The sequence below is a fragment of the Paenibacillus terreus genome, assembly GCF_042138595.1.
Lineage (GTDB): Bacteria > Bacillota > Bacilli > Paenibacillales > Paenibacillaceae > Paenibacillus > Paenibacillus terreus.
In genome coordinates this window covers 241,164-261,540 of record NZ_JBHIRX010000004.1, presented here as the reverse complement: position 1 = coordinate 261,540, position 20,377 = coordinate 241,164, and the positions used below count along the sequence as shown (strand labels likewise).

21 protein-coding genes and 3 pseudogenes are annotated in these 20,377 nt (G+C 51.4%); 18 read left to right on the top strand and 6 right to left on the bottom strand.

Going from position 1 to position 20,377, the window contains the following annotated elements; translation table 11 throughout:
* The first annotated feature begins 22 nt into the window (after window positions 1-22).
* The 11 genes and pseudogenes from ACE5KN_RS10365 to ACE5KN_RS10315 form a co-directional block, all read left to right on the top strand.
* On the top strand, window positions 23-562 hold the full coding sequence (locus tag ACE5KN_RS10365) for a GNAT family N-acetyltransferase (RefSeq protein ID WP_375526546.1): 540 nt from the start codon (window positions 23-25) through the stop codon (window positions 560-562).
* A 52-nt stretch (window positions 563-614) separates the two neighbouring features.
* A complete protein-coding gene (locus tag ACE5KN_RS10360; protein ID WP_375526545.1) occupies window positions 615-1,472 on the top strand; it encodes a transporter substrate-binding domain-containing protein in 858 nt (285 codons plus the stop codon).
* Between the two features lie 27 nt (window positions 1,473-1,499).
* Window positions 1,500-2,288 (top strand): amino acid ABC transporter permease, encoded by a 789-nt coding sequence (locus ACE5KN_RS10355; protein WP_375526544.1) that lies wholly within the window; start codon window positions 1,500-1,502, stop codon window positions 2,286-2,288.
* Window positions 2,285-2,995, top strand: coding sequence for an amino acid ABC transporter permease (locus ACE5KN_RS10350; protein WP_375526543.1), 711 nt, complete (start codon window positions 2,285-2,287; stop codon window positions 2,993-2,995). The genes ACE5KN_RS10355 and ACE5KN_RS10350 overlap by 4 nt, the downstream gene beginning before the upstream one ends.
* On the top strand, window positions 2,992-3,744 hold the full coding sequence (locus tag ACE5KN_RS10345) for an amino acid ABC transporter ATP-binding protein (RefSeq protein ID WP_375526542.1): 753 nt from the start codon (window positions 2,992-2,994) through the stop codon (window positions 3,742-3,744). The genes ACE5KN_RS10350 and ACE5KN_RS10345 overlap by 4 nt, the downstream gene beginning before the upstream one ends.
* A 13-nt stretch (window positions 3,745-3,757) precedes the next feature.
* Entirely contained in the window at window positions 3,758-4,768 is a 1,011-nt protein-coding gene (locus ACE5KN_RS10340; RefSeq protein WP_375526541.1) for an LLM class flavin-dependent oxidoreductase, read from the top strand.
* Between the two features lie 19 nt (window positions 4,769-4,787).
* On the top strand, window positions 4,788-5,972 hold the full coding sequence (locus ACE5KN_RS10335; protein WP_375526540.1) for a M20 peptidase aminoacylase family protein: 1,185 nt from the start codon (window positions 4,788-4,790) through the stop codon (window positions 5,970-5,972).
* 60 nt (window positions 5,973-6,032) lie between these two features.
* Complete coding sequence (locus ACE5KN_RS10330) at window positions 6,033-7,379, top strand: LLM class flavin-dependent oxidoreductase (protein WP_375526539.1); 1,347 nt, start codon at window positions 6,033-6,035, stop codon at window positions 7,377-7,379.
* Window positions 7,376-7,933 carry an NADPH-dependent FMN reductase gene (gene ssuE / locus ACE5KN_RS10325; protein ID WP_375526538.1) on the top strand — a complete coding sequence of 186 codons (558 nt, stop codon included), beginning with the start codon at window positions 7,376-7,378 and terminating at the stop codon, window positions 7,931-7,933. Before ACE5KN_RS10330 ends, ssuE begins: the two co-directional genes overlap by 4 nt.
* Before the next feature lie 63 nt (window positions 7,934-7,996).
* Window positions 7,997-8,128 (top strand): annotated as a pseudogene (locus ACE5KN_RS10320) (nitroreductase family protein); the annotation flags it as partial.
* Between the two features lie 392 nt (window positions 8,129-8,520).
* Window positions 8,521-8,709 (top strand): annotated as a pseudogene (locus tag ACE5KN_RS10315) (transposase domain-containing protein); the annotation flags it as partial.
* Here ACE5KN_RS10315 and ACE5KN_RS10310 read toward each other — a convergent pair.
* Entirely contained in the window at window positions 8,668-9,330 is a 663-nt protein-coding gene (locus tag ACE5KN_RS10310) for a nitroreductase family protein (protein ID WP_375353228.1), read from the bottom strand. The pseudogene ACE5KN_RS10315 and the gene ACE5KN_RS10310 overlap by 42 nt on opposite strands.
* 238 nt (window positions 9,331-9,568) lie before the next feature.
* Here ACE5KN_RS10310 and ACE5KN_RS10305 point away from each other — a divergent pair, with 238 nt between their 5' ends.
* On the top strand, window positions 9,569-10,441 hold the full coding sequence (locus ACE5KN_RS10305) for a helix-turn-helix transcriptional regulator (protein ID WP_375526537.1): 873 nt from the start codon (window positions 9,569-9,571) through the stop codon (window positions 10,439-10,441).
* Window positions 10,442-10,661: 220 nt separating this feature from the next.
* On the opposite strand, the gene ACE5KN_RS10300 is transcribed toward ACE5KN_RS10305, so the two are convergent.
* From ACE5KN_RS10300 to ACE5KN_RS10280, 5 genes and pseudogenes are all read right to left on the bottom strand, one after another.
* Window positions 10,662-11,891, bottom strand: a complete 1,230-nt coding sequence (locus ACE5KN_RS10300) for an aminotransferase-like domain-containing protein (RefSeq protein WP_375526536.1) — start codon at window positions 11,889-11,891, stop codon at window positions 10,662-10,664.
* Between the two features lie 28 nt (window positions 11,892-11,919).
* Window positions 11,920-12,594: pseudogene (locus ACE5KN_RS10295) on the bottom strand (ATP-binding cassette domain-containing protein); the annotation flags it as partial.
* Window positions 12,595-12,715: 121 nt separating this feature from the next.
* A complete protein-coding gene (locus tag ACE5KN_RS10290; RefSeq protein WP_375526585.1) occupies window positions 12,716-13,492 on the bottom strand; it encodes an ABC transporter permease subunit in 777 nt (258 codons plus the stop codon).
* A gap of 39 nt (window positions 13,493-13,531) precedes the next feature.
* Entirely contained in the window at window positions 13,532-14,731 is a 1,200-nt protein-coding gene (locus ACE5KN_RS10285; protein WP_375533076.1) for an ABC transporter substrate-binding protein, read from the bottom strand.
* A complete protein-coding gene (locus tag ACE5KN_RS10280; RefSeq protein ID WP_375526533.1) occupies window positions 14,646-15,758 on the bottom strand; it encodes an iron-containing alcohol dehydrogenase family protein in 1,113 nt (370 codons plus the stop codon). Before ACE5KN_RS10280 ends, ACE5KN_RS10285 begins: the two co-directional genes overlap by 86 nt.
* Before the next feature lie 270 nt (window positions 15,759-16,028).
* Between ACE5KN_RS10280 and ACE5KN_RS10275 the strand changes: the two genes are divergently transcribed.
* The 6 genes from ACE5KN_RS10275 (at window position 16,029) to cdaS (ending at window position 20,365) form a co-directional block, all read left to right on the top strand.
* Window positions 16,029-16,523: a DinB family protein gene (locus ACE5KN_RS10275; RefSeq protein ID WP_375526532.1), complete on the top strand. Its 495-nt coding sequence runs from the start codon at window positions 16,029-16,031 to the stop codon at window positions 16,521-16,523.
* Entirely contained in the window at window positions 16,516-17,058 is a 543-nt protein-coding gene (locus ACE5KN_RS10270) for a GNAT family N-acetyltransferase (RefSeq protein WP_375526531.1), read from the top strand. The genes ACE5KN_RS10275 and ACE5KN_RS10270 overlap by 8 nt, the downstream gene beginning before the upstream one ends.
* Before the next feature lie 43 nt (window positions 17,059-17,101).
* Window positions 17,102-18,148, top strand: a complete 1,047-nt coding sequence (locus ACE5KN_RS10265) for an LLM class flavin-dependent oxidoreductase (protein ID WP_375526530.1) — start codon at window positions 17,102-17,104, stop codon at window positions 18,146-18,148.
* A 199-nt stretch (window positions 18,149-18,347) separates the two neighbouring features.
* The gene (locus ACE5KN_RS10260) at window positions 18,348-19,253 is read left to right on the top strand and encodes a LysR family transcriptional regulator (protein ID WP_375526529.1); all 906 of its coding nucleotides are present in this window, start codon (window positions 18,348-18,350) and stop codon (window positions 19,251-19,253) included.
* A 148-nt stretch (window positions 19,254-19,401) separates the two neighbouring features.
* Window positions 19,402-19,662: a YciI family protein gene (locus ACE5KN_RS10255; RefSeq protein WP_375526528.1), complete on the top strand. Its 261-nt coding sequence runs from the start codon at window positions 19,402-19,404 to the stop codon at window positions 19,660-19,662.
* Between the two features lie 70 nt (window positions 19,663-19,732).
* Complete coding sequence (cdaS, locus tag ACE5KN_RS10250; protein ID WP_375526527.1) at window positions 19,733-20,365, top strand: sporulation-specific diadenylate cyclase CdaS; 633 nt, start codon at window positions 19,733-19,735, stop codon at window positions 20,363-20,365.
* Window positions 20,366-20,377: the final 12 nt, after the last annotated feature.

Sequence of the window (20,377 nt, the reverse complement as noted above, 5' to 3'; positions counted from 1 at the left end):
TAGAAACAAGGGGGATTCATTCATGAGCGAACATTTTCGTTTGGCAGAATTGAATGATGCGGAGCGGCTGCAGGCTTTAATATTTGAGGCTTATACCACGATCCGCGAGCTGGAGCTGCATTGGCCGGCTGCAAATGCCAATCTGGAGCAAATAAAGGAAAATATCTCGCAAAATGAATGCTATGTGCTGGAAGCAGACGGTACGATCGTTGCAACCATTACTCTTTCAAAGGGAGACGATGTGAAGCATATTACGGATTTGCCCTTCATTAAATGGTTTGCCGTTGACCCGGCCGAGCAGGGCAAAGGATATGGCGGCAGGCTTCTCGACTGGGTGGAAAAACATATCATCCGTGACAAGCTCGGTGCGCCTGCTGTAACCCTTGGTACCGCCGAGAAGCATCCGTGGCTGCTGCCCATGTACGAGCGCCGGGGATATAAAAGTATCTATTCCTTTGATCCCGGCAACGGTGATGGAGTTGGCCATTTGCTGCGCAAAATTGTGAACCCTGAATTGTTCGAGCAAACTCATGGGCAGCAGGAAGCCTTAAAGCAGCGGTAATAGTTTGGCTTTGGCAATCAATGATCAAGAGCAAATGACGGAGGTCAACAGAATGAAGAAAATAAGATTGCTATTTGCAGCACTGGTTTTGGTCATCGTGACCGCAGGCTGCGGTTCAAATACAAGCAACGATGGAAGCGGGCAAAACGCGGAAAATGCAGCAAATGCGACTTCAGGCAGTTCAGGGGGCGCCGGAGCCAAAAAAATAATCGTCGGTACCGGAACAGCGTTCCAAAAGGTTTGTTATATCGACGAGAATGGTAAACTGACCGGATTTGACGTTGAGCTTGTAAGAGAAATTGATAAACGTCTTCCTGATTATGAATTCGAGTTTCAGACGATGGAATTTTCCAATCTGCTGCTGAGCCTGGAAACAAAGAAAATTGATTTCGTGGCCCATGAGATGGAGAAAAATCCGGAGCGTGAACAGAAATACCTGTTCAACAAGGAGCCGTATGCCTTCTGGAAAAACAAAATCATCGTCGCCAAAGACAATAATTCGATCCAGAATCTGGACGATTTGGTCGGCAAAAAGGTGCTGACAAGCGCGACAAGCGCCGCGGCGCAAATTCTTGAAAACTACAACAAGGATCATGACAAGAAAATCGAGATTGTTTACAAAAACGGAGCGGCGAACGATACGGTCAGCCAGATTACAAGCGGACGGGTCGATGCCACAATCGGCGCGGATTTTACGCTTTCTCTGATCGACCCGCAAGCCAAGCTGAAAACCGTAGGCGACAGCTTGTCCGCGGCGGACATTCTGTTCGTGTTCCGCAAGAATGATCCTGACGCGCAGAAGCTGTCGGATGACATTGATGCCACCCTGAAGGAGATCAAAGCCGACGGTACGCTGGGCAAGCTGAGCAAGGAGTGGCTGGGTGAGGACTTTACAGCCAATGCGTCGTGAACTTTAAGAGAAAGGTGAGACCGTAAGATGGAATACGGCTTCGATATCACCTATGTGTTCAAGTTTATCCCCAAGCTGCTGGACACTTTGGATATTACTTTGCTGATCGTAGCGGGGGGAATTGTACTGGGTTTGATTGTAGGGCTGCTGGTAGCCTTGCCTCGGCTTTACAAAGTGCCTGTTCTTCAGCATTTATCGGTGCTCTACGTTTCCTTCTTCCGCGGAACACCGATTTTGATTCTGCTTTTTTTGTTCTACTATGGGCTTCCGGAGATTTTAAAGCTTGTCTCGGTTGATATCGCGAAGCTGCCAGTTCTCTATTTTGTGATCTTAACGTTCGGGCTTCATGCGGGAGCCTACATTTCTGAAAATATCCGCGCGGCGGTGCTTGCTGTTAACCGCGGACAGGTCGAGGCGGCTTATGCGGTCGGGATGACGGGGTATCAGGCATTTACCCGCATTATTCTGCCGCAGGCCTTGGCCATCGCCGTACCCGTCTTTTCCAATCTGGTGCTTGCCATGCTGAAGGATACTTCCCTTGCCTTTACACTGGGCGTCATGGAGCTGACGGGGAAGGCGGAAACACTTGGGCAGCTGAGCCAGCATTTTATCGAGACCTACCTTTCGCTCGCTCTTATTTACCTGGTGATCAGCATGGTCCTGGAGCGAATTCTGCTGCTCGCGGAACGAAAGCTGCAGCGGCATATGCGCCCGGATGAAGGAAGCGGCCGCCGATCAGCCGGCCACAGACGCTTGACGCTCGGTCGCCTGTCCGCCAAGCCCCGTCCCGGGCAAGAAGGAGGTGTCCGGTTATGAATCTTGATCCGGGATTTATCTGGGCAGCGTTCGTCCAGCTTTTATCCGCTATCCCGACCACGCTGTACATCACCGTCGTCTCCGTCTCTTGCGGCTTCGTGATCGGTACGCTCACGGCACTGTTTCGCATGCGCCATATTCCGGTCCTGTCCCAGCTGTCGACAGCCTATGTGACCTTTGTCCGCGGGACACCGATGCTGACTCATCTGCTGTTAATTTATTTCGGTTTGCCTGTGATCGTTGATGGACTGTCCGCTCTGCTGGACCTGGGCTGGAACTCGGCGAAAATTCCGATGATCGCTTTTGCATTCATCTCGTTCTCGATCACCTCAGGCGCTTATATGTCCGAGGTTGTCCGCTTCGGGCTGCAGGCTGTCGACCGCGGTCAATTGGAAGCGGCCTGGTCGGTCGGCATGACCACTGCCCAGGCCTTGCGCCGCATCGTTTTTCCGCAGGCGTTTGCGGCCAGCCTGCCGAATTTGTCCAACTCAGTTATCGGTATGCTGCACGGCTCAACACTGGCTTTTACAGTGTCGGTGGTGGACTTGAACGCGAAGGCTCAGATCGTAGCTTCAAGCAACTGGAAATATTTCGAGGCATACCTCGCCGCAGCCGTCATTTTCTGGGGATTGACCATTCTGATTGAGCGCATTACCGGCATGATTGAACGCAGGATCAATATTTACAGAAAAGGAGGCGTAGCATGATCCGTCTTAGCGGCATTCGAAAATCGTTCGGCCGCAGCGAGGTTCTCAAAGGAATTGAGCTGACGGTCGGAAAAGGCGAGGTTGTAGCCATTCTTGGGCCAAGCGGCTCCGGGAAAACAACGCTGCTCCGCTGTATCAATTATTTGGAGCGGCCAAGCGACGGGACCATACACATTGGTGACTTTGTCCTGGACTGCAAGCATGCCGGGAAAAAGGAGATTCATGAGCTGCGCCAGCGCTCGGCGATGGTATTTCAGCAATACAATTTGTTTGCTCACAAAACCGCGCTTGAGAACGTCATCGAGGGGCTCATTGTGGTGAAGAAGCTGAACAAGGCTGAGGCTCGGAAACGCGGCATCCAGCTGCTGGAGAAGGTTGGACTCGGTGCAAAGCTTGACGCCTATCCGAGCCAGCTCTCGGGAGGACAGCAGCAGCGGGTCGGCATCGCAAGGGCCTTGGCCATGGAGCCTGAAGTGATCCTGCTCGACGAACCTACCTCCGCACTTGATCCGGAGCTTGTAGGAGAGGTGCTTGCCGTCATCCGTAAGATCGCGAAGGAGGGCATTACGATGATCATTGTGACGCACGAGATGAGCTTTGCGCAGGAGGTTGCCAATCACGTGGTTTTTATGGACGGCGGAGTGATTGTGGAAGAGGGCAGCCCCGCCGAGCTGTTCGGCAGACCGAAGGAGGAACGGACGAAGCAGTTTTTGAAGCGGTTAATTCCGGAGGCAAGCTATTCCATCTAGGAGGCAGGAAGCAATGACAATTACAATAAGCGTTTTGGATCAGAGCCCGATTTATGAGGGCGAGACAGGGGCAGAAGCTCTTGCGCATACGGTTGCTTTGGCGCAAAAAGCGGAGGAGCTTGGCTTCAAGCGCTTCTGGGTAGCGGAGCATCACGATTCCGGGCAGGTGGCAGGATCGTCCCCTGAGGTGCTCATTTCTTATTTGCTGGCAAAGACGTCACGTATCCGCATCGGCTCGGGAGGCGTTATGCTGCAGCATTACAGCCCCTATAAAGTAGCGGAAAATTTCCATGTGCTCGCTTCGCTTGCGCCGGGCCGGGTCGATCTGGGTATCGGCCGCGCGCCGGGCGGGCTGCCGCGCAGCACACAGGCACTGCAACAGAATATCGCAAATCCGTTATCCCTGACGGATAAAATTGTTGAGCTGCGCAGGTATTTGGCTGTTGAGCCGGATGAAGACGGAGAACTCGCCGGACTGAAAGCAACGCCGATCCCCCCGCTGGCCCCAGAGCTTCATCTGCTTGGAGCAAGCAGCGGCAGCAGCGAGCTGGCCGCAGGCCTGGGACTGCCATACGTATTCTCATTGTTCATTGGCGGCGATGAGGAGGCTGCCGTAGAAGCAGTGCGGCAATATCGGGCCAGCTTCAATCACAGGACGGGAACGCAGCCGCAAATCATATTGGCGCTTTCCGCGATTGTGGCGGACACCGATGAGGAAGCGCAGAGCTTGATCCCGCCGCAAAAGCTGGTGAAGGTTCATTTGGCCAGCGGACGCAAGGTCACGGTCAGCACGCTGGAGCAAGCGGAAGAATTTGGACGCCAGTCCGGGGAGCCCTACACGATTGAGGAGAAAGAGCCGCTGATCACGGCAGGCTCCAAAGAGAGCGTGCGCGATAAATTGCTAGCCCTGCAGGAAGCGACGGGTATTGAGGAGTTTATTGTGACCACGAACGTGACACCGTTCGAAAAACGGCTGCGCTCGTACGAGCTGCTCAGCGAAGCTTTCGCGGAGGTCAGAACTTGATACCAGAGGGGGGAAATGTATGAGCAAGGAGACGGAGGTATGGAGCGCTGCCGCTCTGGCAGGCCGTTTGACGGAAATCCGGAGGGAGCTGCATCGTTATCCGGAGCTGTCGAATGAAGAGTTCGAGACTACAGCGAGAATCAGAAGATGGCTTGAAGCGGCAGGAATCCGCATTGCGGAATACCCGCTCCGGACAGGTGTCATTGCAGAGGTGGGTGGAAGACACGGAGGGCCTGTTATCGCGCTGCGGGCGGATATTGACGCACTTCCGATTCAAGAGGAGACAGGACTGTCTTTCGCCTCTGCCGTTCCGGGCAAAATGCATGCCTGCGGCCATGATTTCCACACCGCCTCGCTTATTGGGGCCGCCTATTTGCTCAAAGAACGCGAGGAAGATCTCAACGGTACCGTTCGATTGATCTTTCAGCCTGCGGAAGAAAAAGCGGCCGGCGCCCGCCAGGTGATTGAAAACGGCGCTCTCGACAACGTGCAGGCTATCTTCGGCCTGCACAACAAGCCTGACCTGCCGGTAGGCACGATCGGCATTAAACAAGGGCCGATCATGGCTGCTGCGGACGGATTTAAAGCCGAAGTGCAGGGGAAAGGCTCACACGCCGCGGTCCCGGAAGCGGGCATCGATCCCATTGTAGTCGCCTCACATATCATTACGGCGCTGCAATCCATTGTCAGCCGTAATGTCAGCGCCCTGGATAGTGCGGTGATCAGTGTAACGAAGCTGCACAGCGGCTCGACCTGGAACGTGATCGCCGACAAGGCGGTGCTGGAAGGAACGGTTCGTACCTTCGATGAGGAAGTACGCAGCCGTGTGCTGGCCCGCTTCGATCAAGTTATCGAAGGAGTTGCAGCCGCTTTTGGAACAAGTGCGGCGGTGCGCTGGATTGAGGGGCCGCCTCCGGCTATCAATGATGAAACTTTGGCGGAGCTGGCCTGGCAGGAGGCGGAGCATTTGGGACTTCTGCCGGTTGTCCCCGCACCATCGCCGGCCGGAGAAGATTTTGCCGTTTACCAGAAGCTTGTGCCGGGTTTGTTCTTATTTTTGGGTACATCAGGCAGTCAGGAGTGGCATCATCCGGCATTTGATCTGGATGAACGCGCGCTGCCGGTCGCAGCCGATTATTTGGCTGGCATAGCGGTACGCGCTCTGGGTTATTATGCAGAAGGCTCTGGCGGGAAACAGGTATGATAGCACACAGCATGGAAGCGGCAGGGAACTGCAGAACCACATAAATGAGGAGGAAGGAACATGGCGAAGCAGAAACAGCTAAAACTGGGGGCACTCCTGCATGGTGTGGGAGGAGGAACTTCGATGTGGCGTCATCCGGATGCCCGGCCCGATGCAAGCGTGAATTTTGAATTATACAAGCAATGGATCCGGAAGGCAGAGGAAGGAAAATTTGACCTTATCTTCATTGCCGACGGCTTGTACATTACCGAAAAATCGATTCCCCACTTTCTGAACCGGTTCGAGCCGCTCACGATCCTGAGCGCATTGGCCGCTGTAAGTAAAAATATCGGGCTTGTGGGCACATTGTCGACTACGTATAGCGAGCCTTTTACCGTAGCCCGCCAATTCGCTTCGCTGGACATGATCAGCGGGGGCCGCGCCGGATGGAATATCGTTACATCCCCGCTGGAAGGTTCGGCCCTGAACTATGGCGGCAAAGAGCATCCCGAGCATGACAAGCGATACGAGATCGCAACCGAATATCTCGAAGTCACCCGCGGCCTGTGGGATTCCTGGGAGGATGACGCCTTTGTGCGGGATAAGGAAAGCGGCGTATTTTTCGATCCCGAGAAGATGCACACTTTGAATCATCAAGGCAAGTTTTTCTCCGTTAAAGGTCCGCTGAATATCGCCCGTTCCAGACAGGGGCAGCCTGTTATTTTCCAGGCGGGGTCGTCCGAGGTTGGCAAAAATTACGCCTCCAAGGAAGCGGATGCGGTATTTTCCGGTCATGAGACGCTGGAGGAGGCAGCGGAATTTTATCGGGATGTGAAAAACCGTGCGGCTGCGTTCGGACGAAATCCGGAAGAAGTGCTGATCTTTCCTGGAATCTCGCCGATTATCGGCAGTACGCCAGAGGAAGCCGAGCGCAAGTACCAGGAGATTGCCGGGCTAGTGACCATTGAGAATGCGCTGAATTATCTGGGCAGATTTTTCGAGCATCATGATTTCTCGCAATATCCGCTCGACGAACCGTTCCCGGATCTCGGGGATCTCGGTAAAAACAGCTTTCAAAGCGGTACGGACAAGATTAAAAAGAACGCACGGGAGAAGGGGCTGACTCTAAGACAGGTAGCGCTGCAAGCCGCGACACCGCGCAGCGGTTTCATCGGAACTCCGGAGCAGGTAGCGGATCAGATTCAGGCGTGGTTTGAAGAGGAAGCCGCTGACGGGTTCATGATTACATCCGCTATCCCTACAGGGCTTGAGGATTTTGTGAATCAGGTTGTGCCGATTTTGCAGGAAAGGGGCATTTACAGAACCGGGTATGAAAGCGACACGCTGCGCGGCAATCTCGGGCTGCCCGTGCCGGAAAACCGCTATGCCAGAAAGAAGGCTACTGCAGGGCAAGGAGGAGCAAAATGAGCAGGATCGTTTTTATTATTGGGAGCCCGAAGGAGGGCTCCCGTTTGTTCGGACTGACAGACTATTTGGAAGAGCAGCTTACGCTTGCCGGCTACAGCGTTGCTGTCGTGTCAGCAACAGAGCTGCCTGCAGAGGAATTGCTTAGAGCTGACTTCAGCCATCCGGCCATTCAGAAAGCTGTTGAGTTGATCGAGGAGGCTGATGCCATTGTTATCGCGAGTCCGATCTATAAGGGCACTTATTCGGGGGCGCTGAAAACGATATTAGATCTGATCCCGCAAAAAGGATTTGCGGATAAGCCCGTACTCCCGCTGTTCATCGGACAGTCGGTTATGCATCTGCTTGCCGTTGATTACGCGCTGAAGTCGGTGGTTGGAGCCTTAGGTGGAACCCGCATTCTCGGCGGTGTATTTTCCGTGGATCAATGGGTGGGCCGCTTGGAAGACGGTGGGTTCAAGCTAACGGAGAAACTAAAAGAGCGTCTGGATGACGCATTTGCCGAACTGGTGGCCGAACTGGGCGGATATGCCCCGAGGTCGACGTTAACGCATTAAAGGAGATGTCAGCTTCAATCGTCCCTTAGTACATCGCATAGCATAACTCGTCCTTTTTGCGTAATTTCACAAAATAAAAATAATGTGTCTGCTTTAAATAAATACACTTATGATCCCGAAGTAAAGATTTCACGGGAGGAAATGAACGAAATTTTACAGCAGGCTACGTTGGCTCCTTCAGGCGCCAATCTGCAACGAAATGCCTAAGGCATGATATTAATCATTCAAGCAATAAAAAAGACGCCCTGGGATATGAACTGCACCCCAATTGTTAGACACAACTAGCAATTGGAGGTGCATATTTGGTATCCGAGGGCTTAGCGTATATTTTCGTTAAAATGTTGGTGGGACCCCTTTTTGCTCAAAGCGAATCGTGGGAGCTCCTTTGGTCTTGGCCAAAGAGCGATATCTTATTTTAGGTTTAGGTATGGACACGCACGATGCAGCGGAGAGGACGAAGCGATTCCGGAAAAGCGGCAGCGTTCGCCTTTACCCCCGTATTTCTACAGCTAAAAAGGGCCATTTTCTTCTGCTGTTTCCATCACACTGTAGATATTCGCGCTGGCTTTGGCTCCGCGAGCTGTGCCCGCAAAAACTTCCTCTTCAGCAACACGCCGCGCGGAGCAAAAGCAAGTGCGATCATCTACAGCATCGCGGAAACCGCAAAGGCGAATGACCTGAAGCCGCAGGCTTATCTGCAGTATCTATTCGAGCAGTTGCCGCAGCTTCAACGTTTATTTCCACTCTGCAACATCGGCAATCGGCTTTCGTGTTGAAGGGCGGCCATCAGAATCTGCCTTACCGATGGATACCAGCATAACCGAAACGTAACGTTCCTTGTCCAATCCAAATATTTCAGCAATGTTCTCCTTATCATACCCACCCATGGCACAAGTGTCATAACCGTAAGAACGTGCAACCAGCATTAACTGCATAGCCACCAGTCCGCCATCGGTTAAGGCCACGTCTTTACGAAAATGATCCGGGCTATTGCTATAATGAATATTGATAGCCTCAAGGATATATTCTTTCACATTTTCAGTCATTGACCCCTGTTTTACTTCTGCATTGAAAATTTCTGGCGCACTCGCAACATGCTCTAGGTCACCAAAAATTGCAATTACAGCAGATGAAGTTACTATCTGTTGTTCATTGTATTGTTGCCCATTGAATATGGCCAAAGGCAGCAATTTGGATTTAGCCTCTTCGCTTTCAATGACCAGGAAACGCCATGACTGCAAATTATAGGACGAGGGAGCCTTGGTCGCCTTGGTTAATATATCCTTCATTTCATCGCGGCTAATCTTAACAGAAGTATCGTATTTCTTAATCGCCCTACGTTCAAAAACAATTTTGTTGAAATCGTTTATCCGATTTCCATGCTCATGTAAATTCATGCTTCTATTCTCCTTTTTTTGTTGGATTTATATTCGATTGCAGGAACATCATACCGCGAGATCTAAGGGTCAACTAGTACGGTGTTTATGCTACTATAAAAACTAGTACCTTAACTTAACTCACACGAAATCCGATAAAACAAATGCATTCGTTATAAGATTATGGTACAATTTATATTCGTTATAAGATTATGGTACAATTTATTAAGCATAGATCATTGGAAAGGGGATGAGACTCTTGAATGACGAACTGCGGCGTAAGGAGCTTGCTGAATTTTTGAAAAACCGTCGCAACAGGACAAGACCAGAACAAGTTGGACTGAGTAACAACTCTAATTCTCATAGAAGAACTAAGGGCCTTCGCCGGGAGGAAGTGGCGGTTTTGTCAGGAATCTCAGTGTCTTGGTACACATCCCTTGAACAAGGGAGAGACGTGGGTATATCAGATAGTGTCATCGCAAGCTTGGCCCGTACTTTAAAGTTAAGTCGTGATGAAAGAGTTCATCTCTATGTCCTAGCGGATCGCAAGATCCCTCTGGAATCGGTTTCAGATGTGTCATATCTGCAAATATCCACCCCTGTGCTTCAACGCATCGTTGATCAATATATACATCTGCCAGCCTACGCCATTGACGGTCAGTGGAATCTGTTAGTTTGGAATCAGACAGCCACTGAAGTATTTGGATTGCAGTCTAACAAGATGAAAAACTGTTCGGGAAATCTGATCTGGTTAATGTTCAACGACCCCGTTGTACGAGGCCGTTATGCGGACTGGGAAGACTCGGCCCGAAAGCTACTCGCAGCTTTTCGTTACACTTTTGCTCGGCGGATGGAAGATCCCTACATCATTGAAATTATTATGAAGCTTTTGGAAGTGAACGAAGACTTCAAAACGATTTGGGAACTCCATGACGTCCAGTGTTTTCGGGATGATAACCATTTTAAAATGCAGCATCCCTCTGCAGGTGAAATTAATGTTCGTTCCAACACGTTTTATGCAGGCGAATACGACGATGTTACCCTCGTTTTGTATACACCTGAAGACGATATGGATGAGAAAAATTTGATGAATTTAGGAGCATTCAGGCCAATAAATTCATTGAACCCCTGATTATTTGATGATACACTGTTTGACCAGCCATTTCTTTTAGACGCAAAAGAAGCTGATGCATGCGATCATATACCAGGTTTAGCCAGGGGTTTGCACCATGCAGCATCCAGTTGGCCAGGGTTTGACGAGACAATTATAATCCTTGAAATTCGGGGGTAACAGCGATTGGAGGAATGCTTCGTTCTCGGAGCGTCTCACAGCTTGCGAAAGAACGCAAACACTACAGAGGCTGCTGTTTTGTCAGCCCAAAGAGTCGCTGCTCCTCATAGGCAAAATAAGCATCCGCCAAAATATTCACGCCTCGTACGATTTGCTCCTCACTCACATAGCTGAAGCACAGCCTTGCATACTGATAACCTTCAGGCTCTGCAAAAAAGCTTTTTCCGTCCACAAAGCTGACACCCAGCTTGCCTGCATCCCGCAGAAAATCACTCGTATTGATATGTTCGCCGAATTTCAGCCATATATAGAATCCACCTTCAGGCAAATGAAACGTCACATGATCTCCGAAGCACGATTGCACCGCCTCCGCCATGACATCCCTCTGCTCACTGTAATGCAGGATGAGCTGATCCACATGCTCTTGAAAGCCAAAACCATCAAGCAGCTGCGCCAAAATTTCCTGCGTAAACACACCGATGCTGCCGCCAAGATTCAGCAATCTTGCCTTGTCGATCACCCGTTTGTCGGCGATCATCCATCCCAGACGCAGACCGGGACCAATGATTTTGGAAAAGGTGTTCAGGTAGATGACCCTCTCCGGAATCAGCGTATAGAGGGGAGGGAATTTGCGGCCGCTAAAATTAAGCTCCGAATAGGCATCGTCTTCGACAATAAAGAAGTTATACGTCTCCGCCAATTGAGCCAGCCGTCTGCGCCGTTCATTTGATAACGTGACCCCGCCGGGATTATGGTAGGTTGGCATCGTATAAATAAATTTGGGGATAGGCTTGTTATTGCGGCCTGCTTCCAGCAGGGCATTTTCCAGCAAATCGACGCGCAGACCGTCCTCATCAATAGGAAAAGAGGTGATTACCGCCTCGGCCGTACGAAAGGCCTGCAGTGCACTGAAGAAGGAGGGGGATTCTACCCATACATGATCCCCCGGATCAAGCAGCATCCTGGCCGCCAAATCAATGCCCTGAGTTGAACCATAGGTGACCATAATTTGATTCAATTCGGCCTTGATTCCGTGCACAAACGAGCGGTTCTGTATCCATTCAAGGATTTTGCGCGGACCGCCGGAGCCGGAATACTGCAGCGCTTTTCTTCCATGCTGTGCTACAGCCTCGTAAGCGGCACGGGACAGCTGCTCAATAGGAAATAAATGCGGTGCAGCAAAGCCGAAGGATAGATGAATATGATCCGGCTTCGTGACGGTTGTGCTGCCGATGGACGGCGTGGCAGGGATTCGTTTGGCAAATGAAAATAGATCGAATGGCGTGGACATCCTTTCACCCGCTTTCGCAAAGTTATGATTAAATGGAGTAGGTCAGTTTTCTGGACTGTAAAAGCTCTGTCTCGCTTGCGTCCCTGTTTAATACCCGGTCCAGAATGAGATTCTCATAGTAGACGAAGGTGCTGTCCCGTTCGCGTGGGCGCGCCATGCTTACCTTGATGTCCATCGCGATTTTTCCATCCTCGATCAGAAGCACACGGTCCGCGAGAGTGACGGCTTCACTGACATCATGTGTGACGAGAATGGCGGTAAACCCTTGCTCCAGCCACAGCCGTTCAATCAACTGCTGCATTTCAATTCGGGTTAACGCATCAAGCGCACCAAGCGGCTCATCCAGCAGCAGCAGCCGGGGCCGGCTTACGAGTGCCCGTGCCAGAGCGACCCGCTGTTTCTGCCCTCCGGACAGCACTCTTGGCCAATCGCTACCGCGTTTCTCCAGCCCAACCCACGCGAGTGCTTCCGCAGCGCTTGTTTTGTCATTGCCTGCGGCGGCGATACGAACGTTATCAAGCACCCGTTTCCAGGGAAGAAGACGTGCCTCCTGAAACAGAACGCGCATATCCTCATGCAGTGCCCCGGCGCTTTGGCCGTCAAGCTGGATGGAGCCGGCGGAAGGCTGATCAAGGCCTGCGATTAAGCGGAGCAGCGTGCTTTTGCCGCAGCCGCTCCGGCCCACGATGGCAATAAATTCCCCTTGCTCGATCGTCACATTCACGTCCGTTAAAACCGGATACTCGTCAAACTGTTTCGATACCTGGTGGATATGAATGTGAGATCCGTTTGTTGTCTGAGGCATGTTACTGTCTCCCTTCAGATTATCGTGCAGAATAATTCGGATTCCACTGCAGCCACCATCTCTCCAGCAGCTTCGCCGCACTGTCCGACAGTTTGCCGAGTAGTGCATAGATCAGGATGCTCAATACGATGACATCCATCTGAAAAAACTCGCGTGCATTCATGGCCATATACCCCAAGCCGGAATTGGCTGCTACCGTTTCGGCGACGATCAGTGTGAGCCACATGATGCCAAGGGCATAGCGGACGCCGACAAGAATCGAAGGGAGCGCACCCGGCAAGAAAATATGCCAATAGAGACTGAAACGTTTTAGCCCATATACTTGCCCCATCTCGATCAACCCCGGATCAATCGAGCGGATGCCGTGGAACGTGTTTAAATACATGGGGAAAAATACACCAAGCGAGACCAGCACCAGCTTGGCGGGCTCCTCAATCCCGAACCAGATAATAACGAGCGGGATCAACGAAAGATGGGGGATGGTGCGAATCATCTGGATAGATGAGTCGGTCAGCTTTTCCGCTGTTCGCCAGAAGCCGTTGATTAATCCAAGCAGGAAGCCGAGTCCGCCGCCGATCAAAAATCCGCTGAAAGCACGCCTGGCGCTAATCCCGATATGCGTTAGCAGCTCGCCGGATTTCAGCATGCCGATAAAAACGTTCAATACCTGAAGAGGCTGTGGCAGCACATTATTGGCAATGATCCCCGTGCTGGTGAGCGTCTGCCAGGCGAGCAGAATGAGAAGGGGAATGATCCAGGGGGCAACCCGATGGAAGCACAATTTAGTTTTCGACATTTTCAATTGCAGTTGCTCTCCTTTCTTTAGCTCACTTCTCTACTTGGATTCGGCCGTGATTTGCTGCAACTCTTCTTCAAATTCCCTGCTCCAAATGGAGCTAACGTCCAAATCATTCTTTAAAAGACCCAGCCCGGCTAACGTATCCGCAACCTCCTGCTGGGAAGCGATTGCTTTTTCGAAGTCGGAGGAGAGTTTGGATGGTCGCTGTTCTTCCCCAAGCTTCAGCGTATTGAGCGCCTGTTCGACAGGCTGCTTGGTGTTGGCTGCCGTAATTTCGGCCCACTGCTGCTGATTATTGCGAGTCCAGGCGTAAAATTTGTTCAGTCGTGTCAAATAATCAACGATAGCCGCATGTTTGGCCGGATCATTAATGGCTTCGGGGGTTGCCTCATACAAGAAATTTCCGGATAAAATATCCTTGGCACTGGCCAGTTCCGTCGCGCCATTCTGGTGAGCGGTAATAATCGCGTTGCCGTAGCTTGCCAGCGCGTCCACCTTGCCGCTGATCAATGCGCTTAAACCGTCCGACGTAGATAATGGCACGGCTTCGATATCCGACCAGGACAAGCCGGCCGCCTCCAGCATTTTCGCCAGGAAATAATGAGCCGTTGTGGCATTGACATAAGCTACCTTTTTACCCTTCAGATCCGCCACGGTTTTGAGTGGTGAGCCTTTCGGAATGACAAGCTCTTGGTTCAGTGTGGTCGATTCGAAAGAGGCGATGATCTTAAAATTGCCCCCGTTTGCCGCCTGGGAAGCGAAGAGAGGGGGGATCTCACTGGTGGAGCCCAGATCAATATTGCTCGCGGCCATCGCTTCGAGCTGAAGATTGCCTCCCTGAAATACACTGTACTGCACTTTGTAAGGGTTATCACTCAGCCCTGCAGCTTTAAAGCCAAGCTCCAGATTGCTCCAGCCCGTCTGCCCGACACGCAGCGTCACTGTGCTGAGATCAACGGAAGACGAGGCTTCATCTAATCCTGCCAACGGGGCGGAAGAAGCTGTCGTGACAGCCTTCGAATCCCCCGGGGAGGAAGCATTACTGCCGCAGCCGGCGGCGAATAGAAGAATAATTAAGGAAATTGAGGCAAGGGAGGCCAATGTTTTGACTTGAAGCACCGGGATTCCACCTTTCCTGTATATGTTCGTTCTATGATTTCGCGAGAACGGCTTCTTGCTGAGCACGCTGCCCCCATTGATCCGCTTGCTGGATGGCTTCGGCAAGACTGGATTCATTCACATCAAAGCTCAGTCCTTGTGCCGTTTCTTCACGCAGATGAACTCTTTGGGCGATATCAGACACGATACTTGGCGTGACTTCGGTGATCCCTAATTCACGGAGCGTGACCGGGAGCTTCAGGCTGTGAAGCCACGCCGCCAGCTCACCGATTTCGTGTTCTGCTCTCCCTTCCAGCACCGTTTGGGCAAGCAGCCCGAAAGCTACCTTCTCGCCGTGCAGCGTGCCTGCGGTCTGCGGGACAAAAGTCAAGCTGTTGTGTATAGCATGAGCGATACCGGCACGGGGCTTTAACCCCTGCACTGTTCCGGCCAAACCGGCGAGCACGATAATGTCATTGACCGTTTCCGTTAGGGCCGGGGTTACTTCCCCGCTTCCGGCCGTTTCATATGCCGTCAAAGCGTGGCGGCGCAGCCGGTCGAGAGCCAGCCTGGCCGTTTGGGTTGCGATTTGCACATCAAGCCCGTCAGGCTCGTCGCTCAAATTCACGGCGATTTCATACCATTTCACAATGGTGTCGCCAATCCCAGAGGCTAAATAACGTTTGGGAGCAGCAGCCAGCACCCGTGTGTCCGCAAGCACCAATGCCGGCGAATGCTCATTCGCCAAATACCCCGAGAAGCGCCCCAGTTCGTCATAGAGGATGGAGACAGCCGCCCAGGATGCGCAAGTAGCCGCTATAGTCGGCACGGTAACGACTGGCAGATGCAGCCTGCCGCCGATCGCCTTGGCCAGATCAAGGGCTTTGCCTCCGCCGACGCCAATGACTACATCTGTTGGCTGTGCCGCAGCTTTTGTGGTATATTCTTCAATTTCCGCTGCCGTAACCTTCCCGTCGAACAGGGCGATGGTGCGGGTAATTCCCGCTTGCTCCAGGCTTTCGAGAAACGCGGGACCTGCCGCCTCCAGAGCTTTCTGGCCTGCAACAATAAACGCTTTCTTGCCGTAGGGCGCAATCAATGAACCGCTTTTTTGCAAAAGATCGGGTTCATTCCAATAATGATGGGGCGCTTTCACGGTGATCATATTTCGTTCACTCCTTTTTCATTGATCAACATTTAAATAACATTATTCCTATGGGTCAAGTGGAATATATTGAAACCCTATCATCAGCAGTTCTGTGACGTCTAATTGATGTTTTCAATACAAGCATAGATCGATTCTATTAGTCAGATTGGAGCAAGGCTGGTAAAGTCGGTGTATAACCAAGTAAACAGGTGGGTAAAGAAGAAAGAAGTCATTTTGGGAATGTAATAGCCAGTTCATCTCAAGGCAGAACCGATGGGAGGAAATCAAATGAGTCAGGTTGATATTCAGGCATACCTTGATACACACAATAAGCTGGTTGATGCCACAGCAGGTTTAAATAAAGAACAATTGACATGGAAGGCGGCACCGGAATCATGGAGCGTTACCGAGGTGCTGGCTCACCTTGCCGATCACAATATCGTCGTCTCTTTCCGGGTTCGCGATACGCTGGCAGGCACGACGGCCAGGCTGCCGGCTTTTGATCAAGACGCGTGGGTGAGCGGGCAGAAAGCAAATGACGGTGAAGCGGCCGATATTCTGGCGTTATTCGAACATCTGCTTCAATACAACGCCCTTCTGTTTCGACGGTTAACCGATGAGGATTGGGAAAAGACCGCAGTGAACGCCAAGGGGGATACCGTGCGGGCAGCCGATATTGTTGCAGGTTTTACGAGGCATGTCCACCATCATCTAGGGCAAATCGAGCGCATCAAACAGGCTTCCGCCGCTGCATTCTCGGAGGAGGTAGGCCAGCGTGAGTGAGCTCATCCGTCTTGCTGAGTTGGAAGATGCCGAGAGGCTGCAATATATCATTTATGAAGCCTACTCCACAATTCGGGAGCTGGAGCTGAAATGGCCGGCCGCTCATGCCGATCTGGCACTTGTACAAGACAATATTGTGAAGAATGAATGTTATGTGCTGGAGCTGAACGGTGAAATTGCAGCTACATTAACATTATCGAAAGAAAAGCTCTATCTATGGGACACAGGTCTTCCTTTCCTTAAATGGTTCGCGGTGGATCCAAAATATCAAGGTCTCGGAGTCGGCACAAAGCTGCTGGCGTGGGTGGAGGAGTCCATAATCCGGGATAAGCTCGGCGCGCCCGCCGTTACCCTGGCAACGGCAGAGAAGCATCCGTGGCTGCTCGCCATGTATGAAAGGAAAGGGTATGAACGGATCGAATCCGTTGACCGTAACAACGGGGATGGCACGATGCATCTGCTAAGGAAGGTTGTGAACCCCGAATTGTTCAGTGTATGGATTCAAAGCAGGGAGGAAGAAAGGCTTCATCATTAATTGTTCCAGGCATTTACAAACCAGGCAGTCAAGGAGATCGCCCATGAAATTCGTATTGTTCAGTCTAGTGATGAATATCCGAAATGCAGTTACCGGCGAAAGCTTGTCGGAGCAGCAAAAATTTCAAAACATACTGCAGCAGGCCATGCTTGCCGAAGAACTGGGTTTTGACGCCTATGGTGTAGGGGAGCGGCACGGGCCTCCGTTTCTGTCCTCTTCACCTCCGATTCTCTTAACGGCCATTGCAGCCAGAACGACGCGAATCCGCTTGTTAACGACGGTTACGGTGCTCAGTGTCCTGGATCCGGTGCGGGTGGCCGAGGACTACGCGACATTGGATCATCTTTCCGGAGGGCGTCTGGAGATGATTATCGGCAAAGGCAATGATCCACGCCATTATCCGCTTTTCGGTATTACGGAGGAGGAGCAATGGGAATCTCTTGCCGAGAGATACGAACTGCTCAGAAGATTATGGAGTGAAGAGAACGTTACCTGGCAGGGGCGATATCGTCCGCCTCTGCATGAAGTCACTGTAATGCCCCGGCCATATCAGAAGCAAATTCCGGTCTGGCACGGCAGCGCCTCTAGTCCGCTGTCCACCGAACTGGCCGCAAAATACGGCGAGCCGCTGTTTTCATCCAATTCCTTTCACCCGCTTGCGAAATACAAAGCGCTCATCGACCATTACCGAGAGCGCTGGCAATATTACGGACACGACCCCAAGGATGCGATTGTCGGAGCTGGGGCGGGGAGCCTTTACCTGTCCAACACAACGGAGGAGGCGATTAGGCGCTATCGTCCTTACTACGAAACATTCCAAGCTACGGATGCAGCGAAGCACAACCGGTCTCCATTTGATAGCCTGGAGGATAATTTGAAGGATGGGCCAATTCTCGTGGGAAGCCCTGATAGCGTGATCGAGAAGATTTTAAAATACCATGATGCCTTCGGGCATCAGGTGCTCTCCATCAGCGTAGACGGCCTAAGCGAAGCGGAGCAGCGGGAGCAGATGGAGCGCTTTGCTTCCGAGGTCGCCCCTGTGCTGCGCCGTGAAATTCCAAGCACGATCTGGGAAAGCAGGCATACATAGAAGGGGAACCAGATCATTTAATCACTAATATCTGATTGACATACTTGGTTATTGAGTTTAAAGTATAGAATAATCAACCGGTCAACCGGAGACCTGCAAAGCATACAACCCAGGAAGATACATGGGCTTGCTGTGCTTTGAAGGTCTCTTTTTGTTTCCGAACGATAATCCTACTCTGATTTGATCAGGAGAAATGCCCATGAATATCGAGAATATTGAAGCTTTTGTCTATGTATATCATTATGGCAGCTTTAACAAGGCAGCGGAAATATTGTTTCTGTCGCAGCCGTCTGTCACCGCAAGAATTCAAACCCTGGAACGGGAGCTGGACTGCCGCTTGTTCGACCGGTTGGGCAAGCAGGTGCAGCTGACCGAGAAAGGAAGGCAGTTTCTGCCGTACGCACAGCAGGTGCTGCAAATTTACCAGAAGGGGAAGCAGCATATCCAGAAGCAGGGGACGATTCCGAATGAGCTGCGGATTGGATGTACTATATCCGTCTCCAACTATATTATTCCGGAGCTGCTCCCCAAGCTGAAGGCGGAATATCCGGGGCTGCAAATCAAAGTGACGACGGCCGGTACGGACGACATTGCAGCAAAAGTATTGAACAGGGAGCTGGATATCGGTTTTGTCCGTGGTATAAGTCATCCATACCTGCAATCCGTGAAATATTATGAGGACCCGATTCGCCTCTACACGTCTGCGGACCATCCTCTTGCCCGAATGGGGGAGGTATCGCTGGATAGGATTGCAGATGAGCCGTTCGTCTTCTTTGAATGCGGCGCGCTGGATTGGCTGCGAATTCACCGTGTTTTCCAATCCCTGAACAAACCTCCGGCCATTCATATTCATACCGATAACGCGGAGACAGCGAAGCAGCTTGTGTTGAACAAAGCCGGGATTTGCTTCCTGCCAGGGATATGTGCACGCAAAGAAGTGCGGGAGGGGCTTCTTTCGCCAATCGATGTCGCGGAAGTGACAGGGGTTGCGCTGCAGACGAATGTCATTAGTCTGAACGGAGAGCACTCGGAAATTGTGCAGTATATCATCTCCAACCGTTTTTTTCAGGATGAAATGCGTGAAATCAGTGCCGTCAAAGGGTAGTTGCTTAGCCTGCAGCGTTTTGTTGCGGGTTTTCTTTTTTTCGGTTATATTTTGGAAAACCACGGGAGGGGCGATAAAATGGCATTTCCGGATGGTTTGAATTTCGAATAGTTACGAATATGGAATAGTTGCTCCGGGAGGAATCTCAATGAAGTATTTTGCTGTTTTGCTGCCGATGCTGGATGAAGAAAAAAGCCAAACCCATCGTGCTGCGCATCTTGCCTATCTGGATGAACAGCGCGCCAAAGGACGCGTTTTTGCCAACGGCCGCTTCGCAGACGGATGGGGAGGCATGGTCATTTACCAATCCGAGTCCCTTGCTGAAGTACGGGAATGGGTGAAAAATGATCCTTACGTAGCCCATCAGGCAAGACGCTTCGAAATCCATGAGTGGGAAATGGTGCATTAAACCGCTGCATCTAACCTGATCCATACGGGCATAATGAGACCAATATTGTATACCTATGAGGTGCTGCCTTATGCCCAAAAATTGCGATGCCACCCCCATAAAAATGGAGTTAAAACAATATCTGAATTTGATCGCACAGGACATCCTTCGTCTCACGGAAGCCATCGATCATGAGGGAGAATGCCATTTATCGGAATTCGAGAAAATTGGCGATTCCTACAAAAAAGCGGAATCCCTTGCTGCATCGTTTTACCTGCAGTGCTATTTATCCGCTTTTACAATGAATTACGAAGCCTTGTCCATCACCATTCAGGATCTGATGAACCGCAGGCACGGCGCCCTGATTGTCATTCAGCGCAATGATTCACTAGAGGAGCTGATCCACTCAGGTATACCGATTGGCGCAACCGTTACTTTTTCTTTATTGGAGGCCATTTTTTATCCAGGGAATCCGCTGCATGATGGTGCAATCCTTATCCATAATGACATAATTGTGTCTGCTGCCAATGTATTGCCTTTATCCAGCCAAGCCGTGGTTGACCAAAAGCTGGGCACGAGGCACAGAGCGGCATTGGGGCTCACGGAGCGATCAGACGCTGTGGTGCTGGTCGTATCCGAAGAAACGGGCAGGGCTTCCTTTGCTTACAAAGGAAAGCTTCATCCCGTCAGCGGACTTGAAGCCTTGGATGAAATCGAAATATAACGGACAACAGGA

Bases quoted from the DNA above. Each gene is read 5' to 3' on its own strand.
- ACE5KN_RS10365 (WP_375526546.1), top strand. From the start codon at position 23: ATGAGCGAACATTTTCGTTTGGCAGAATTGAATGATGCGGAGCGGCTG.
- ACE5KN_RS10360 (WP_375526545.1), top strand. From the start codon at position 615: ATGAAGAAAATAAGATTGCTATTTGCAGCACTGGTTTTGGTCATCGTG.
- ACE5KN_RS10355 (WP_375526544.1), top strand. From the start codon at position 1,500: ATGGAATACGGCTTCGATATCACCTATGTGTTCAAGTTTATCCCCAAG.
- ACE5KN_RS10350 (WP_375526543.1), top strand. From the start codon at position 2,285: ATGAATCTTGATCCGGGATTTATCTGGGCAGCGTTCGTCCAGCTTTTA.
- ACE5KN_RS10345 (WP_375526542.1), top strand. From the start codon at position 2,992: ATGATCCGTCTTAGCGGCATTCGAAAATCGTTCGGCCGCAGCGAGGTT.
- ACE5KN_RS10340 (WP_375526541.1), top strand. From the start codon at position 3,758: ATGACAATTACAATAAGCGTTTTGGATCAGAGCCCGATTTATGAGGGC.
- ACE5KN_RS10335 (WP_375526540.1), top strand. From the start codon at position 4,788: ATGAGCAAGGAGACGGAGGTATGGAGCGCTGCCGCTCTGGCAGGCCGT.
- ACE5KN_RS10330 (WP_375526539.1), top strand. From the start codon at position 6,033: ATGGCGAAGCAGAAACAGCTAAAACTGGGGGCACTCCTGCATGGTGTG.
- ssuE (WP_375526538.1), top strand. From the start codon at position 7,376: ATGAGCAGGATCGTTTTTATTATTGGGAGCCCGAAGGAGGGCTCCCGT.
- ACE5KN_RS10310 (WP_375353228.1), bottom strand. From the start codon at position 9,330: ATGAATTTACATGAGCATGGAAATCGGATAAACGATTTCAACAAAATT.
- ACE5KN_RS10300 (WP_375526536.1), bottom strand. From the start codon at position 11,891: ATGTCCACGCCATTCGATCTATTTTCATTTGCCAAACGAATCCCTGCC.
- ACE5KN_RS10290 (WP_375526585.1), bottom strand. From the start codon at position 13,492: ATGTCGAAAACTAAATTGTGCTTCCATCGGGTTGCCCCCTGGATCATT.
- ACE5KN_RS10285 (WP_375533076.1), bottom strand. From the start codon at position 14,731: ATGAATCCAGTCTTGCCGAAGCCATCCAGCAAGCGGATCAATGGGGGC.
- ACE5KN_RS10280 (WP_375526533.1), bottom strand. From the start codon at position 15,758: ATGATCACCGTGAAAGCGCCCCATCATTATTGGAATGAACCCGATCTT.
- ACE5KN_RS10275 (WP_375526532.1), top strand. From the start codon at position 16,029: ATGAGTCAGGTTGATATTCAGGCATACCTTGATACACACAATAAGCTG.
- ACE5KN_RS10265 (WP_375526530.1), top strand. From the start codon at position 17,102: ATGAAATTCGTATTGTTCAGTCTAGTGATGAATATCCGAAATGCAGTT.
- ACE5KN_RS10260 (WP_375526529.1), top strand. From the start codon at position 18,348: ATGAATATCGAGAATATTGAAGCTTTTGTCTATGTATATCATTATGGC.
- ACE5KN_RS10255 (WP_375526528.1), top strand. From the start codon at position 19,402: ATGAAGTATTTTGCTGTTTTGCTGCCGATGCTGGATGAAGAAAAAAGC.
- cdaS (WP_375526527.1), top strand. From the start codon at position 19,733: ATGCCCAAAAATTGCGATGCCACCCCCATAAAAATGGAGTTAAAACAA.